This is a genomic window from Massilibacillus massiliensis (assembly GCF_900086705.1).
In the GTDB taxonomy this organism is placed as follows: domain Bacteria; phylum Bacillota; class Negativicutes; order FLKF01; family FLKF01; genus Massilibacillus; species Massilibacillus massiliensis.
Window position 1 is genome coordinate 1,953,894 of record NZ_LT575483.1, and the last position, 15,497, is coordinate 1,969,390.

At 38.2% G+C, this 15,497-nt stretch carries 13 protein-coding genes, 1 tRNA gene and 1 rRNA gene (1 of these 15 only partly in view); 2 read left to right on the top strand and 13 right to left on the bottom strand.

Annotated features, from left to right (window positions below; genetic code table 11):
• From BN6559_RS09390 to BN6559_RS09450, 13 genes are all read right to left on the bottom strand, one after another.
• Window positions 1–395, bottom strand: a 16S ribosomal RNA gene (locus BN6559_RS09390); it reaches 1,159 nt to the left of the window's first position.
• Between the two features lie 693 nt (window positions 396–1,088).
• Window positions 1,089–2,069 carry an L-lactate dehydrogenase gene (locus BN6559_RS09395; RefSeq protein ID WP_199883894.1) on the bottom strand — a complete coding sequence of 327 codons (981 nt, stop codon included), beginning with the start codon at window positions 2,067–2,069 and terminating at the stop codon, window positions 1,089–1,091.
• 84 nt (window positions 2,070–2,153) lie between these two features.
• Complete coding sequence (locus tag BN6559_RS09400) at window positions 2,154–2,999, bottom strand: transporter substrate-binding domain-containing protein (protein WP_110954470.1); 846 nt, start codon at window positions 2,997–2,999, stop codon at window positions 2,154–2,156.
• A 58-nt stretch (window positions 3,000–3,057) separates the two neighbouring features.
• A complete protein-coding gene (locus tag BN6559_RS09405) occupies window positions 3,058–4,245 on the bottom strand; it encodes a pyridoxal phosphate-dependent aminotransferase (protein ID WP_110954471.1) in 1,188 nt (395 codons plus the stop codon).
• 354 nt (window positions 4,246–4,599) lie between these two features.
• Entirely contained in the window at window positions 4,600–5,610 is a 1,011-nt protein-coding gene (locus BN6559_RS09410) for an NAD-dependent epimerase/dehydratase family protein (RefSeq protein ID WP_110954472.1), read from the bottom strand.
• A 375-nt stretch (window positions 5,611–5,985) separates the two neighbouring features.
• Complete coding sequence (gene rbsK, locus BN6559_RS09415; RefSeq protein WP_110954473.1) at window positions 5,986–6,912, bottom strand: ribokinase; 927 nt, start codon at window positions 6,910–6,912, stop codon at window positions 5,986–5,988.
• 16 nt (window positions 6,913–6,928) lie between these two features.
• Window positions 6,929–7,936, bottom strand: a complete 1,008-nt coding sequence (locus BN6559_RS09420; protein WP_110954474.1) for a LacI family DNA-binding transcriptional regulator — start codon at window positions 7,934–7,936, stop codon at window positions 6,929–6,931.
• Complete coding sequence (locus BN6559_RS09425; protein ID WP_110954475.1) at window positions 7,933–8,967, bottom strand: ABC transporter permease; 1,035 nt, start codon at window positions 8,965–8,967, stop codon at window positions 7,933–7,935. Before BN6559_RS09425 ends, BN6559_RS09420 begins: the two co-directional genes overlap by 4 nt.
• A 36-nt stretch (window positions 8,968–9,003) precedes the next feature.
• Window positions 9,004–10,557 carry a sugar ABC transporter ATP-binding protein gene (locus BN6559_RS09430; protein ID WP_110954476.1) on the bottom strand — a complete coding sequence of 518 codons (1,554 nt, stop codon included), beginning with the start codon at window positions 10,555–10,557 and terminating at the stop codon, window positions 9,004–9,006.
• Between the two features lie 12 nt (window positions 10,558–10,569).
• On the bottom strand, window positions 10,570–11,211 hold the full coding sequence (locus BN6559_RS09435) for a DUF2291 domain-containing protein (protein ID WP_110954477.1): 642 nt from the start codon (window positions 11,209–11,211) through the stop codon (window positions 10,570–10,572).
• A 48-nt stretch (window positions 11,212–11,259) separates the two neighbouring features.
• Window positions 11,260–12,267 (bottom strand): D-ribose ABC transporter substrate-binding protein, encoded by a 1,008-nt coding sequence (locus BN6559_RS09440; RefSeq protein ID WP_110954478.1) that lies wholly within the window; start codon window positions 12,265–12,267, stop codon window positions 11,260–11,262.
• Window positions 12,268–12,301: 34 nt separating this feature from the next.
• Window positions 12,302–13,789 carry an FGGY-family carbohydrate kinase gene (locus tag BN6559_RS09445; protein ID WP_110954479.1) on the bottom strand — a complete coding sequence of 496 codons (1,488 nt, stop codon included), beginning with the start codon at window positions 13,787–13,789 and terminating at the stop codon, window positions 12,302–12,304.
• Window position 13,790: 1 nt separating this feature from the next.
• Entirely contained in the window at window positions 13,791–14,405 is a 615-nt protein-coding gene (locus BN6559_RS09450) for a transketolase C-terminal domain-containing protein (protein ID WP_199883895.1), read from the bottom strand.
• A gap of 500 nt (window positions 14,406–14,905) precedes the next feature.
• Between BN6559_RS09450 and BN6559_RS09455 the strand changes: the two genes are divergently transcribed.
• Window positions 14,906–14,982 (top strand) — tRNA-Val (locus tag BN6559_RS09455).
• 151 nt (window positions 14,983–15,133) lie between these two features.
• On the top strand, window positions 15,134–15,388 hold the full coding sequence (locus tag BN6559_RS09460) for a hypothetical protein (protein ID WP_110954481.1): 255 nt from the start codon (window positions 15,134–15,136) through the stop codon (window positions 15,386–15,388).
• The last annotated feature ends 109 nt before the right edge of the window (window positions 15,389–15,497 follow it).

Sequence of the window (15,497 nt, forward strand, 5' to 3'; positions counted from 1 at the left end):
CAGACTTTCGTCCATTGCGGAAGATTCCCCACTGCTGCCTCCCGTAGGAGTCTGGGCCGTGTCTCAGTCCCAGTGTGGCCGTTCATCCTCTCAGACCGGCTACTGATCGTTGCCTTGGTGAGCTTTTATCTCACCAACTAGCTAATCAGACGCAAATTCATCCTTTAGCGATAGCTTATATATAGAGGCCATCTTTAGTTAAAGAAACATGCGTTTCTTTAACAACATTCGGTATTAGCAGATCTTTCGATCTGTTGTCCCCATCTAAAGGGCAGATTATTTACGCGTTACTCACCCGTTCGCCACTAAGAATTATTGCTAATTCTCCGTTCGACTTGCATGTGTTAGGCACGCCGCCAGCGTTCGTCCTGAGCCAGGATCAAACTCTCCAATAAATTTATTATTAGAAAGCCTAAAAGGCTCAATTAATATCTTGTTTCTTTTTAAAAGAAATTGTTTTTGTTTTGTGTTTATCTTACGATAGACACCGCACATCTGGCATTTATTACATCTACATTGTTTAGTTTTCAGAGAACACTTGCTGGCAAGCTTCGTTGTCAGCTCATTTATATTAACACAACGTTTAAGTTGTTGTCAACATCTTTTTTATCGCCGCGCTTTGTTCATCAGCGACTTGTATTATGTTACACGTTTTATTCGATTATGTCAACACCTTTTTGAAAGTTTTTTAAAACTTTTTTATAAAAAACTAATCAATTCTTCGCACGGCAATGTTTCAGCCCACTGAAACGCGCTCCTTGTTTTGCTTCTTCTATTATATAGTCGTTTCTAATTATAGTATAGAGAGCAGATGCTTTACATAAGAAAACAATCCAACGAAGGCAATGAGATGAATCAGAGTCTATACGGAGTAAAACCGACTTATGTCTGACCGTAGGGAGTTTAAGTCGGTTTTGCGGTCTTAGCATTTGTACTACCTTAAGATTCATCTCGCGCCGTCTTGCCTGTTTTCGTTGTGAAGTATCTGCTCTCGCATTGCAAAATAAAAGCATCTTACCTATAACCTTATCACAAAGTCTTTCAAAATAAAAATACAACTTAACATCTGCAGCTAACTTACCCAGTAACTAATCTTTTAAAATATCATGTTTCTTCAACGTGTCTGTAAGCGTCTGCGCACTTCTTCTTATTTTTATTACTTCATCTTCCTGCAACGAAACTGCCAGCCGTCGTTCTACTCCATTCTCTGTAACCAAGCACGGTAAGCTAAGTGCTACATTATGGATACCGTATTCTCCTTGCAATGTTGTAGAAACAGGTAGAATAGAACGTTCATTGAATAGTACTGCCTTCGCTATACGACATACCCCCATTGCAATTCCATAATTCGTCCATCCCTTGTGATCTACAATGTCACTTGCCGCCCGAATTACTTGATCATCAACCCAGCTGCGGTCAAGTGGTTTTTCAGGTTGAAAATAATCTTCAAACTTTTTTATAGGAATGCCTCTAATACTAGTCAAGCTCCATGCCGCGAAAGCAGATTTACCATGTTCACCAAGCATAAAACCATTGACATCTTTTGCATCAATTCGATAATGATCTGCTAGAATGCGCTGAAAACGCAGCGTTTCCAGCGTCGTCCCTGTGCCAAGCAAGCGATCTATTGGATAATCAAAAAAGTTAGCTGCATAATATGTGGTGATATCAAGTGGATTGCTAATCATAAGAATAACTGCTTTTTTCGTATGTTTTGTTATTTCCCTCATAACTTTACGAATCACATCAATATTACATGCAGCAAGGCGCAAACGATCGCGAACTTCTCCCGGTTTTAATGGCGGGAGTGAGCGTCCTGCAAACCCAGCCGCAATAATAATCAAGCGTGCATCCCTACATTCTTCATAGTCTCCATCATATACTTTTATATTTTGACTATAATTACAGGCTGTAGAATGACTTGCATCTAATGCCTCTCCATGCGCTTTCTTTTTATCAATATCAACAACAGCAATTTCTGATACCAATTGAAAAGCAATTGCACGATTCAATACAGCCGCACCTACGTGTCCCATACCTATAATAACCATTTTATTTTTCAACGACATAATCCGACTCCTTTACTTTTAACGCAAAATCTAGCTACTTATTATTACAATGATAGAACTTTGCCTGTTCATTATGCTTGAAACTCATTTACTATTTTCTTGTTCTGGTAAAATATATTCGCCCAAAAATTCCTTTGATAATTTTTCTAGCGTTCCATCTTGTTTCATTTCGCGAACAGTTGCATCTATTTTATCCGCTAAGAATTTTTCGTTTTCATCATTTTTACGCAAAATAAAGAATGTTGGAATCGGCGTAATATTTTTACCGACAATTTTAAGGTTTAGATTATGCGATTGATTAATCTCCTTTACAGTAATCGGATCGGCCAAAGTAGCATCCGCTTTACCATCGACAACCATATAAATCGTTTCGGCTGTTCCCTTGTCTGTAACTAAGAATTCAATTTTAGGTTCAGCTGTTTGATTGTATTCTTTTAAAATTCTATAACCTGGGCTGGTCGATGTAACCGAAACTTTCTTTCCTCTTAAATCTTCAATCGTTTTAATATCATTGCGCTCACTGATAACAGTAATTCGATTATTTTTATAATTATTAGCTTCATTTGTATAATAGTATTTACTGTCTCTTTCATTATTGTGGGTCATTTGATTGGCTATAATATCAATTTGGTTTCCTTCTAGTGCGACAAAAGCGCTCGACACGCTCATTGTTTTAAATTCAAATCTAATATCCTTATTTCTTTTTTCTACTTCTTTAAGAATTTCAATATCAAATCCTGTTAATTGATCTTTATCATTTACATAACTGTACGGTTTAAAGGTTCCACGAGTGCCAACATAATAGGTCTTAGCCGCACCACTATTCTCTTCAACTTTTTTTTGTTCTTGCAGCCCACAGCCAGCCATGATATAAGTTGCCGACAAAAATATCATAATTAAAAAATAAGTACACCATTTATTTCTATACATATTGGTTCACCTTTCTTTCCTTTTATTTCTATGAACCTCACAACTTGTAAAGTTCTGTTTAAACCGATTTTAACTTTTTGAATCTTTCTATTACTTCCGCTAATACATTTTCTTTTTTACAAAATGCCAACCTTAACCAAATTTTTCCATTCGGCGAAGTTTGCTGCGGGTAAAATCCTGATAGCGGCCTAGCTGATACACCGAAATTCTCAGTAATATAGCGGGCAAATTTTAAATCATCCGTCCACCCAAATTGAGAAAAATCAACAAGTAAAAAATAGCCGCCTTCTGGCTGCAAATATGGAATTTTTAAAGCATCAAATCCAGCTTTTAATAAATTCAGCCGCCGTTTATATGCTTTTCTTAAATTTACATAATAATCTTCATGACTACGAATTGCTGCTGCCATTCCCATCTGCAACGGCAACGCGGAACTCAAGGTTAAATAATTGTGTGCCTTACGAATGCCGTTTGTCAGCACGGGCGTCGCAATCACATACCCAAGCCGCCAGCCTGTAACACTATAAGCTTTCGAAAAACCATTCATGATAATCGTCCGTTCACGCATATTGGGTAAAGTCCAAATTGAAATCGGTGCTTTTTCTTCATAATAGATTTCATTATAAATTTCATCCGTGATCACAATTAAATCATATTTTTGTGCGATTTCAGCCACACCTTGAATTTCTTCAAAACTAAAAATTCGTCCCGAAGGATTATGCGGTGAATTAAAAATGATTGCTTTTGTATGCTTTGTAATTGAGGCTTCAAGTTTAAACTTCTCTAAGCGAAAATTTGGTTGCGTTAATTCTACATAAACAGGTATACCCCCGCATAAATGTATATCTGCGGCATAGGCAGCAAAAGAAGGTGTAAAAACAATGACTTCATCCCCCGGATTGATCAAAGCTAACAATGCTGCTGCCATCCCTTCTGTCACACCATTGCAAATTGTGATTTCCTGCTCTGCATGAAAATGTATCCGCGTCTTTTGCTGAAATCTACTAGCTATTCCTTCACGTAAACTCTGTATCCCTTGCGTTGGTGCATATTGATTAAAGTCCTGTTCAATTGCTTCAACAGCAGCTTTTTTAAATAAGAGATCGGTTGAAAAATCTGGTTTGCCGCTGCCCAAATCAATCGCCTGGTGCTGCAAAGCAAGCGCCGCTAATTCTTTAAAACGTGGTATTGTTATTTGATTTATTCGTTCTGAAATTTTGTTTTCGGCATGAAGTAAATACGTCATAATGTTTCTCCCCACAATAAATTTTACAAATAAAAAAAGGCTGGAGACATCTTTTCAGATGTTCTCCAGCCTTCATTTATTATGATCAGCTTTTGCAAACAAATTTTTATAAATATGTAATTTTAAATTTCTTGTTATGAGAATATCATATTCATTTATATGCTGTCAATATAAATAAAATTAGCCTCAAAAGAGATACTGGGTATAAGAAAATCACTAAAGGTACTAAGACGAATTCGAAGGTGTCAAAGGAAAACTAATTCAGCTCTGACGAAGAGAGTTTAAATCAGCTTTATGAACTTAGACTTCTAAATTCGTCTTGTACTGTCTTATTCGTTTTTATCATAGAAAATGTTATCTTTTAACTTTCCCCACACTGCGAAGCCATTCTACTGAATCGACCATGGTTTCCTCAAATGGCCGTGTATGATAACTTAATTCTTTTATCGCCTTTTCCGAAGAAAAATTATTGTTGCGTGTCAAATTATAAATTTCAAATTCTAAAACTTTTTGGTTTTTCTCAGTTTCTGAACTATGGCTTCCCTTCTCCTGCATTTGCAGCATTTGCTCCTTTGTAAGAATTGTTTCAATTCGTTTTGCCCCACTAGCTTGACTTATAAGATCAAACATCCGCCGCATGGTTACCAGTTCATTGCTCATAATATACCCTTCACCTTTACGCCCGTTTTTCACGCAAGAAATGACTCCATCCGCAAGATCTCGCACATCTACAGAATTAAACGTACCTTCAATTCCAACAGTCATTTTGCCTTGACAATAACGTATGATAAATTCGGCAACCGGCCCATAAGCATAATCATTGGGTCCACAGATGCCGGACGGATAGATAACAGAAGCATCCAAGTTTTTTTCTTGTACCATTTTTAAAACATATTGCGTTGCAAGTGCTTTTGTTTTTGCATAATATCCTACTACTTGGTCTGGGAGAAACATTGCAGGCTCTTGAATGATTTGATTTCCTGGTGCCTCGGCAATAGCACCGGTAGAACTAATATATATTAGTTTTTTTACTTTTTTCGCCACACAAAAATCTACGATATTCTCCGTACCCGTAACGTTGATATCATATACTTTCTGGCTGAAATCTGGAGAAAGAGAAACAATACTCGCACAATGAATCACAACGATCTCTGTATGCGCAGGTACTGTAAAAAACTTTTCAAGCGACGTTTTATCTATCAAATCACCAAGAACAATCTCCGCTTGATCGGGTAAATAGTTTATAACAGGATCACCGGCTAATACAAGCACTTTCATCTTTTTATTTTGCGCGGCTAATTTTTTTGCAATATTCATTCCTAGAAATCCGGTAGCGCCAGTTACTAAATAAATTGTTTCTTTCATATTAATCTGACATCCTTTCTTCACTACTTAGAAATTGATCCAATTCAACTCTTCCTACTTTATCGTTTTAGCTCCTTACAAATTAGTATGCACATTCTAATTACAATCATGAAATTTTAAACCTTTGCTATTTTTGATTAACGTCGTCCTTTTATAAATGAGTTACTTACTGAAGATCATAAAAAAAATTAAGACACGTTAACTGCTATACTCCAGTTAACGTGTCTTAACCTTAAATATTGAAAGAAACGATCAAAAAAATTCTCTAAATATAAATAAACGTCCTCAATATAAAACTTCTTAAACCCTAATGATTAATAGGATTTAGAAACTAGGACTCCTTACGAACATTTTATTAAAGTTCACCCACAGAATTTATATATTCTGCCTTCTCGCCAAGAACGATCTCACTTCATCTTCCGAAGGATAAGACATCTGTGTACCTGATTTCGTTACACTCAAGGCAGAAAATGCACTTGCCTCTTTCATTGCATTTCGTACATCTTTTGTTTTCACATAATGATTCGCAAAAGATCCAATAAATGCATCCCCGGCACCAGTCGCATCTTTCGCCTCCACTTTATATGCCGCAAAAAAATAAAACTCGTCCTGGGACAACCACATCGAGCCCCTGCTTCCCATTGTCACCAGCACATTTTTCACACCTTGCTGCACCAGATGCTGTGCCGCCCTCTTTATTTCATTTTCTGATCCTACCGGCATTCCTGTTAATATTTCTAGTTCCGTTTCATTCGGAACAAAAAAATCACATTTACATACCATATCTATATCCAAATCTTTCACTGCCGGAGCTGGATTTAATAAAACCGGAATGTCATTTTCATTGGCAAATGCAATTGCATATGCAACCGTATCCATAGGAATTTCCAATTGCAGTAATAGCAAATCACATTCTTTTAATGTTTCAGAAGCTTGGTCAATATCAATAGGTAAAAGAGAATTGTTTGCACCTTTATGAATTAAAATGCGATTTTGAGAGGACTCGTCTACAATAACAGTTGCCATACCACTTGGCGTATTCGGCACTTTCTGAACAAATTGCGTATCAATTTTATGTTGTTTAAAATTTTCAATCGTAGTATCACCAAATATATCATCACCGACTTTTGCCAGCATGATAACGCCCGCCCCCATTTTCGCTGCAGCAATCGCTTGATTTGCTCCCTTGCCTCCGCAACTTATAGAAAAATCAAAAACTTCCTTCGTTTCACCTGCTACAGGAACTTTATCAACATATGACATAAGATCTACCATACAAGAACCAATCACCGCTATTTTCATTTCAGCATCTCCCTGTTCATTTGGATTTAAGAGTACAAACACTGTCCCTTTCAATAAGTTCATTACAAATTTGAATTTTGATTTTTAGTGTTGTATTTGTTTTAATCAATTCAATCAAACGTTGTACTGCCAATTGGCCCATTTCCTGCTTAAAAACCCGAATGGTCGTAAGTGCAGGTATAAAGACATTACAAAAAGGTAAATCATCAAAACCAATAAATGATAGATCCTCCGGAATTCGATAACCGTTTTTCTGAAATGCTTTCATCGCACCAAGCGCAATAATATCATTATCAGCGAAAAAGGCGGTAGGTAAATCAGGTTTCTTTTGCAGAATTCGATCCATTTCGATATATGCCCCATCTAGGGTAGGCGGTACAGAGAAAAAATACTTCGTATCTACTTCTAAGTTTCTATTATGCATAGCTCGTTCATATCCTTCTTGGCGAAACCGAAAATTTTGAATACGAATTGCGCTCTTTAAATAACCAATACGTTGGTGTCCTTTATCAATTAAGGATTGTACAGCCTGAAACACAGAATCTACATTATTCATAAGAACCGCATTAAACTCCAAATTTTCAAACCAGCTATCCAGCATAACCAGTGGTACCGGAATATTTTGAAACATTTTTGCATCCTGTTCAGAAAGTTCCGTTCCCATAAACAAAATGGCTGAAGTGCTATCATTTAAAATTTGGAGTAAACGCTCTTGATAATCTGAACTGGCTTTATACAAATTAAAAATTGTTGTACTATATCCGGATCTTCTGCTCTCATTTTCAATTCCTTCCAACAAGGCAGCAAAAAATGGTGAATCAGAAAAAATCATTCCGCTATCCTTATATAAGACAAGCTTTATATTTGTTATTTTACTTTCATGAAGGTAACCATATTCCTGCGCAATTTTTATGATTTTTTTTGCAGTTTCTGCATTTACGCCTTTCTTGTTGTTCAGTGCATTTGAGACTGTTGCGGGAGAAAATCCGGATAATTGACTGATTGTTTTAATATTGATCTTCATTCTTTGAATTCATTGCGCGCCTGCAATGCGATCTTCTCCTGTAAATTTCGTTGAAACTGATCCACAATCACCGCTAAAATGATCACCACGCCTTTGATAATCATCTGCCAAAATTCAGATACCCCACTCATCACCATACCGTCACTGATCACACCGATAACAAATGCACCGACGATCGTTCCACCAATCGTTCCAATCCCGCCTGCCATAGAAGTTCCGCCAAGAACGGCTGCCGCAATTGCATTCATTTCCCAAGTCTGCCCCGTTGCGGGATGTGCAGCCTCTAATTGGGAGGCCGTAATGATGCCGACAATCGCCGCACAGATTCCTGAGAAAATATATACCAGTGTTTTTACCTGATCTACCTTAATTCCTGATAATTTAGCAGTCTTTTCATTACCGCCAATTGCGAAGATATGCCATCCAAAAGTCGTTTTTTTCAAAAGAACTGCTGCAATAACCGCAATAAAAATTAAAATGATCGCACCAACCGGAATGCCCAGAATCCTACTGCCAAATACCGTAAAACCAACATTTCCAAGTGCCTCATTGCCGACGATATTCGAATACGTCGCTCCATTAGAATGCAGCATCGCAAATCCACGCCCGATATACATGGTGCCAAGCGTTGCAATAAAAGGTGCTACCTTACATTTTGTGATAATCGTGCCATTGATCCATCCAACGACAGCACCAACAAAAATCGTAAACGCTACAACCAGCCAAACGTTAAAATAAAGCGTAACTCCCAGCATTTTTACTGTCAGACCTTCATTGATCATGCCACCGGCAATCATGCCGGCAAGACCGACTACTGCACCAACCGAAAGGTCAATTCCTCCGGTGATAATTACATACGTCATGCCGATTGCCAAAATGCCATATAGCGCTACATGTTTTGCAAGCAGCAAGAAGGTATTGGCGGATAAGAAATTTGGGGTAGTTGCACTGAAATAAACGAGCAATAACACTAAAACAATGATGGTCCGCCCTTTTAATATCGCTAAGGCAAACGAATTTTTTGTTTTCATCCTATGTCCATCCCTTTCGTCAAAACGATGAAGCAGCTATTTTTCATGTCCGTCATGGCCTTCATAAGACGCAAGCACCAATTTTTCCTCTGTGATTTCTTCCTGATCTAGCTCACATGTTTTCCGCCCATTCGAAAGAACCAGAATTCGATCAGCAATCGTCATGATTTCCTGCAGTTCTGAAGATATCACAATGATAGAAAGACCTTGCTTGGCATACCGGCTGATAATTTCAAACACTTCTGCCTTAGCACCGATATCAATCCCTCTACTCGGTTCATCCAAAAGCAATATTTTAGGTGCTGTAAGCAGCCCTTTTCCAATTACAACTTTTTGTTGATTGCCACCAGAGAGCGATAAAATTGGCAGACGTTTATCTGCTACTTTAATGTGAATATCTTGAATTTGCTTCATTACATTTTGATCCTCACGTTGTTTGCTCAAAAAAATACCTTTTGCATACTTTTTAAGACTAGAGAGAGAAATGTTTTTACCGATATCTAAAGTCTGCACCAAGCCCTCTCTCTGTCTATCCTCCGGAACCAATGCAAAACCTCGTTCAATCTGCTCTGCGACATGCTGTATTTGGATGATTTCCCCTTGCAACTTAACAGTACCCGTATGTTCCGAACGCAGCCCCATAATACATTCAAAAATTTCGGTACGTCCGGCACCCATCAAGCCATATATGCCAAGAATCTCGCCCTTTTTTAACTTAAAGTTCACATGATCAAGCAGATAGCCACCACCCTTTTTGGGTAAGGTAAGCTCTTCTACTTCTAACACCACCGCTTGCCGCGTCCGATCACTTACAGGCTTTCGCCGTGGATATGATTTTTCTTGTCCTACCATCTGCTTTACAATCCACGCTATATCTACATCCTCAATTGCAGCATTTGCGACCAATCTACCGTCTCTCAAAATTGTAATAAAATCACCGATTTTCATAATCTCCTCTAACTTATGTGAAATATATACGATTGATATTCCTTCAGCTGTCAATTCACGCATGATGCGGAACAATACCTCAACTTCTTGGGCACTCAATGATGAGGTAGGTTCATCCATAATGAGAATTTTTAAATCATCTTGCATTAAGTTGCGAGCAATTTCAACCATCTGCTGCTGCCCAACGCGAAGTTCCCCAAGCAAAGTTTTGGGATTCAACGGATGCTCCAATTTATCCAAAATCTTTTTTGTCAACGCAATATGTTGTTGATCGTCTAATCGAATTCCACCAATCTTTTTTTCCCTAGCCATGAAAATGTTTTGATAGATATTGAGATTTGGGAACAAGTTTAGTTCTTGATGAATAATACCAATTCCATGCTTTCTTGCTTCAATTACATTCTGAAAGGCAGAGACTTTTTGATTCTCCATAAAAATTTCACCAGAACTTGGCTGCTCAATCCCGGCGATGATTTTCATCAAAGTAGACTTTCCGGCTCCGTTCTCGCCAATCAAGACATTTACCTTGCCTCGATATACAGCGAAAGATACATGATCCAGTGCCTTCGTGCCAGGATAGTTCTTGCAGATATTTTTTACATGCAGGCAAATATTTTCTTCTGTTTTTATCCCCGTATCCATTTCGCATGCCTCCTATTGCACGGTCAATTCGACTGGCGTAATCAATACTTCATTTGCCTTATCCACACTAAAGCACCCCATAAAATAAATTTCCTTCCCTTGGATCGCATCTAAATCAATTTTTTTGATAACATCTGCGTAGATTACATCATGAATACTTTGCGATACCTTTGCCCATTCTACTTGATTCTTATAGTCCTCATATTTGATAAAGTCGAGAGAATCGCGAACCGCAGCGCCTTTATAGACGCTTCCGATCTGCAGTTTGATAAGTGGTATTTCTTTTTGTTCCTTTAATTTTACAATGATATAGCCGGCCTTTTTTTCTCTATGTACTGCAGTAACGATTCCTACACCTTTTACGACATAATTCAATTCACCCGATTTTCCCATAGAGTATTTTCCATATTTGTCGGCCAAAGATTTTAAATCACCATTCGCTTCCTTAAAAAAACTTGGCAAATCCACCGCTTTTCTTTTCAGCTCTGGAATTGCGGTTTCATTCCAGATCGCAGCAACATTTTCTGCCGCATTAAAAGCAATATCCCCGGTTAATTTTCCCTCTTGCCCAATCGGCACAACTTTTACACATCCAGTCAGAAACACTACCATCACGAAGCACACGATTAAAATAAAACGCACACGTTTTTTCATAGACAGACTCCTATCCTCCGCATCATGAGACAGCATTCGTGTAATTACTTATTCGGTATAAACGAAAGTTTTGAGTTTCTCTACATTCTTTTTCGTAATTGCAACACAATCTACCAATTGTTTTTCATCTAATCCAGTCGTACCTTTTTTCAGATAATCATCGGCTTGCTTTACAGCCATTTCAGCGATCAGCGCCGCTTGCTGCAAAGCAGTCCCTGTCATATTACCTTCTCTGATTGCAGCAGCTGCTTCATCCGAACCATCCACACCAATCACGGCAATTCCCTTCAAACCTGCATTTTTTATCGCAGCAATTGCACCTACAGCCATCGTATCATTGCCACAAATTACGCCTTTGATATCCGGATTTGATTGTAAAATACTTTCCATTTTTTGATAAGCTTCTGTTTGCTCCCAATTTGCAGTTTGCTGTGCAACCATCTTCATGTCCGCATACTGGTCAATCACCTCATGAAATGCGCTAGAGCGAACACCGGCATTTGTATCCGATTCTTTCCCCAGCAATTCTGCATAATTTCCTTTTTCACCCATAGTCTCAACAAATACTTCGGCAATTGCTTTTGCACCTTGATAATTATTGGCAACGATTTGAGAAATTGCAACCCCGCTGCCATTGATCTCCCGATCAATTAAAAACGTTGGAATATTGTTGTCACGCGCTTTTTGAACTGCAGCGACCGTGGCATCTGCTCCCGCATTATCACAAATAATCGCGGCAGCCTTATCAGAGATTGCATTTTCAAATAGTTCTGATTGCTTCGCCGCATCATCGTCATGAGAAACTGCTTTTACTTCATATCCCAGTGCCTTCGCTTTTTTAGCGGCAGCTTCTGCCTCAGTTTTAAAGAAAGGATTCGCATGAGATGGCGTGATAATATAAATAATCTTAGAACCGCCACCAGTCAATATTTTTGTCTCCTTTGCTTTCGGTGCCGTTGTTTCTGAATCGGCTTTCGCTGGGCCACACCCTGTAAGTAAGCTCCCTATTAAAAAAATTGATAAAAGGACAACCAACATTCTTCTTAAAATTTTCATAGAAAACGCCTCCTGTTTTTATTTTTAAGCATACTCATGCATGATATAAAGCTTGCTTTATTGCTTCTTTCCAGCCTTGATATAAAGCTTTGCTTCTCGCCTCATCCATTTTCCGCTCATACTTAACCCTATCAATTCGAGAAAAAATTTGCCGTTCATCATAGATTCCAACTGTGATTGCTGCAGCGTATGCTGCTCCCATACCTGATAATGTTTCTACATTCGGCACTTGTACAGCTACCCCCAATGTATCACTTTGAAATTGCATAAGATAGGTATTCTTTGTTGGTCCTCCATCTACACGTATCTCCTTGATTTCAATTTCGGATTCTTCCTGCATAAGTGTCACAATATCTACAATTTGATACGCAATACAATCCAAAGCCGCACGTACGATTTCCGCCCGACCGGTCACTCTGGTAATGCCTGTAAGAAGACCGGTCGCTCTAGAATCCCAATACGGTGCCCCAATCCCCGTAAATGCCGGTATAAAATAACTTCGATCCTCGGCATGCGCATGCTTCGCTAACGTTTGCGCCTCTTTTTCCTGTGCGATGATTTTCACCTCATCTTTTAACCAGCGAATCACCGCACCGGTATAATGAATATTTCCCTCTAGCACATAGTGGACCTTTTCCCCCATCTTCCATGCAATCGAAGTAACTAAACCTTTTTTACTTACCATTGGCACTTCACCAATATGCATCATAACAGAAGAACCTGTACCGTAAGTAGCTTTCACCATGCCTATTTTATTGCAATTTTGCCCAAACAAAGCCGCCTGAGAATCTCCTAATACCGCATGAATAGAAACTGGATTTTCCAAATAGCCATTAAAATCTGTTACTCCATAATTTGCATCAGAAGCACATACCTCAGGAAGTGCATTACAGGGGATATCAAACATTTGGCAAATTTCTTTATCCCATGTCAGCATTGCAATATTGAATAACTGTGTTCTTGATGCATTTGAATAATCGGTTTTAAACGACTTTCCTCCCGTTAAGCGATAAACCAGCCAGCTATCCATTGTTCCAAAACAAATTTCACCCTGCGCAGCCTTTTCTCTAATACCTTTTACATTTTCTAAAATCCAGGCAAACTTAGCTGCAGAAAAATAAGGTGATACCGGCATGCCCGTAGCCGTCTTGATTTTATCAGCAAAGCCGGCTGCCTCTAATCTTTGACAAATTTCCGCACCTCTCGCACATTGCCAGACAATCGCGTTATATTCTGCTCTGCCTGTTTTACGATTCCAAACCAACGCAGTTTCCCGCTGATTACTGATTCCGATAACAGCAATTTCTTCTTTATCAATATTTGCTTTTTCCACCACCTCTTTCACAACCATTAAAACATTTTGGTAAATTTCCTCCGGATCATGCTCTACCCAACCTTTTTCATTAATCCTTTGAAGATGGGATCGATCACTTCTGGCAATTAATTCACCCTGCAAATCAAATAAAAGACCTTTTGTCCCTTGCGTACTTTGGTCAATTCCTAAAATATAATTTCCTGTCATCTTAGATCAACTCCATAACTGCTGCCGCAATCGTTTCATTACGTAATCGATGATCAAACTGCTGCTCTGCTTTATCATTTGAGGCGGTTGGATCAGGGAAGGAAAGACGGATCACTTTAATCGATGATATTTCGGCTGCAATCCGGCTTACTGTGCAGCCAAGTCGGCTATGATGCGGCTGGGGTTCTACCGTGATAATTCCTCTTGTTTCTTTTGCTGCTTTCTCCACTGCAACTGCATCAATCGGTTTCAAACAATACATATCGAGTACTCTTACATGAATTCCTTGTTCTTTCAGAATACATGCCACCTCTTCAGCCGCCTTCACCAATTCACCGCACGCAATGATCGTAGCATCGTTGCCTTCATGTAAAACGGTAGCGCGATCCATATGAAATAAAACCTTATCCTCGCCATAAACTTCCTTTGCAACATTACGTCCAACACGTACATAAGCAGGTTTTTCGTTTTGTAAAAGTGCCCGCACAACTTGCTCTGTCTGAAGATGATCACTTGGCAGATAAACGCACATATCGGGAACCGATGTCATAATTGCAAGATCATCCATCGACCTACCTTTTTGCAGCCGCGCAAATTCCAACTGAATGGATTCCATGCTCATCCCTCCAATTTATTGACTAGATATAGCCTGTTACGCAAGTAACCAAAAAGAAGTTATAGTTGCAGATGTATTTTATTTTTAATATTCAGATATTTCCGACTTTATTTCCTTGCGGTACACATACAGCAATACATCTAACATTTCTTAACCAAGAGGCCTGCTACTTTATGTATCGAATCGCCAGCAACTGTTCATTTAAAAGTTTAGATGATTTTTAAAAATCTTTAGTTAAAATTTTTCACGCACTTATTTTTTATTGCATCTTAATTCCCTATTAAATGGTTTGTTTTTAGAAATATACGCTTTGATTTCAGAATAATACCATGTTGTTTGATATATTTTTTTGAAAGTGAGCTAAAAATTTAGATAAAATATTTAGTTCACTTTTTTCATTGTCATAAAATAATACAACGAAAGAAATCCCGATTTTCTCCCCCCTATTATTTTTCTGTTGCAAAACCTATTGAATCTATAGTAAAATGAATTATATATTCGGGGTTATAGCTCAGTTGGTTAGAGTGCTTCGTTGACATCGAAGAGGTCACAGATTCGAATTCTGTTAACCCCACCAATCATGATTTTTATACACTCAATTTTGAGGTCATGCCATTCAGGTCATGGCTTTTTTTGTGTCTGCCTTCAGCGACATCCAATATATTGCAATTTTCGTAGAGACAACGCAAGCTAAATAAGCTATAATAAATTTATAAGGTGGTGTGAATATGGATACTGAATTAATGAAATACTTAGACGAAAAATTCAATAAAATTGATGCTAAATTTGACAAGCTCGAAACTAAGATTGATGCTATCCAACAAGACCTTAAAGAATTCCGAGTAGAAACTCATAATGATATCAAATCTCTTTATACCATCGTTGGAGAACTTCAAGGAAATATTGAAGAAATGCAATACGACACATCCTATATAGCCGCTAAAACATTACTTAAAAAAATGCCAAAATTCCCAAATAAATAAAGACAAAAAAGAGCCTATAAGGTACCGAAAGATTTACTTTCAGTAGCTTATAGGCTCTTTTTTCGTTTGGCGATAAATATTATGGCTTCAGCCAAATACGACAACTTTT

Coding starts and splice junctions, on each gene's coding strand:
- BN6559_RS09445 (WP_110954479.1), bottom strand. CDS start 13,789: ATGACAGGAAATTATATTTTAGGAATTGACCAAAGTACGCAAGGGACA.
- rbsK (WP_110954473.1), bottom strand. CDS start 6,912: ATGAAAATAGCGGTGATTGGTTCTTGTATGGTAGATCTTATGTCATAT.
- BN6559_RS09395 (WP_199883894.1), bottom strand. CDS start 2,069: ATGTCGTTGAAAAATAAAATGGTTATTATAGGTATGGGACACGTAGGT.
- BN6559_RS09450 (WP_199883895.1), bottom strand. CDS start 14,405: ATGGAATCCATTCAGTTGGAATTTGCGCGGCTGCAAAAAGGTAGGTCG.
- BN6559_RS09460 (WP_110954481.1), top strand. CDS start 15,134: ATGGATACTGAATTAATGAAATACTTAGACGAAAAATTCAATAAAATT.
- BN6559_RS09440 (WP_110954478.1), bottom strand. CDS start 12,267: ATGAAAATTTTAAGAAGAATGTTGGTTGTCCTTTTATCAATTTTTTTA.
- BN6559_RS09430 (WP_110954476.1), bottom strand. CDS start 10,557: ATGGATACGGGGATAAAAACAGAAGAAAATATTTGCCTGCATGTAAAA.
- BN6559_RS09435 (WP_110954477.1), bottom strand. CDS start 11,211: ATGAAAAAACGTGTGCGTTTTATTTTAATCGTGTGCTTCGTGATGGTA.
- BN6559_RS09410 (WP_110954472.1), bottom strand. CDS start 5,610: ATGAAAGAAACAATTTATTTAGTAACTGGCGCTACCGGATTTCTAGGA.
- BN6559_RS09425 (WP_110954475.1), bottom strand. CDS start 8,967: ATGAAAACAAAAAATTCGTTTGCCTTAGCGATATTAAAAGGGCGGACC.
- BN6559_RS09420 (WP_110954474.1), bottom strand. CDS start 7,936: ATGAAGATCAATATTAAAACAATCAGTCAATTATCCGGATTTTCTCCC.
- BN6559_RS09400 (WP_110954470.1), bottom strand. CDS start 2,999: ATGTATAGAAATAAATGGTGTACTTATTTTTTAATTATGATATTTTTG.
- BN6559_RS09405 (WP_110954471.1), bottom strand. CDS start 4,245: ATGACGTATTTACTTCATGCCGAAAACAAAATTTCAGAACGAATAAAT.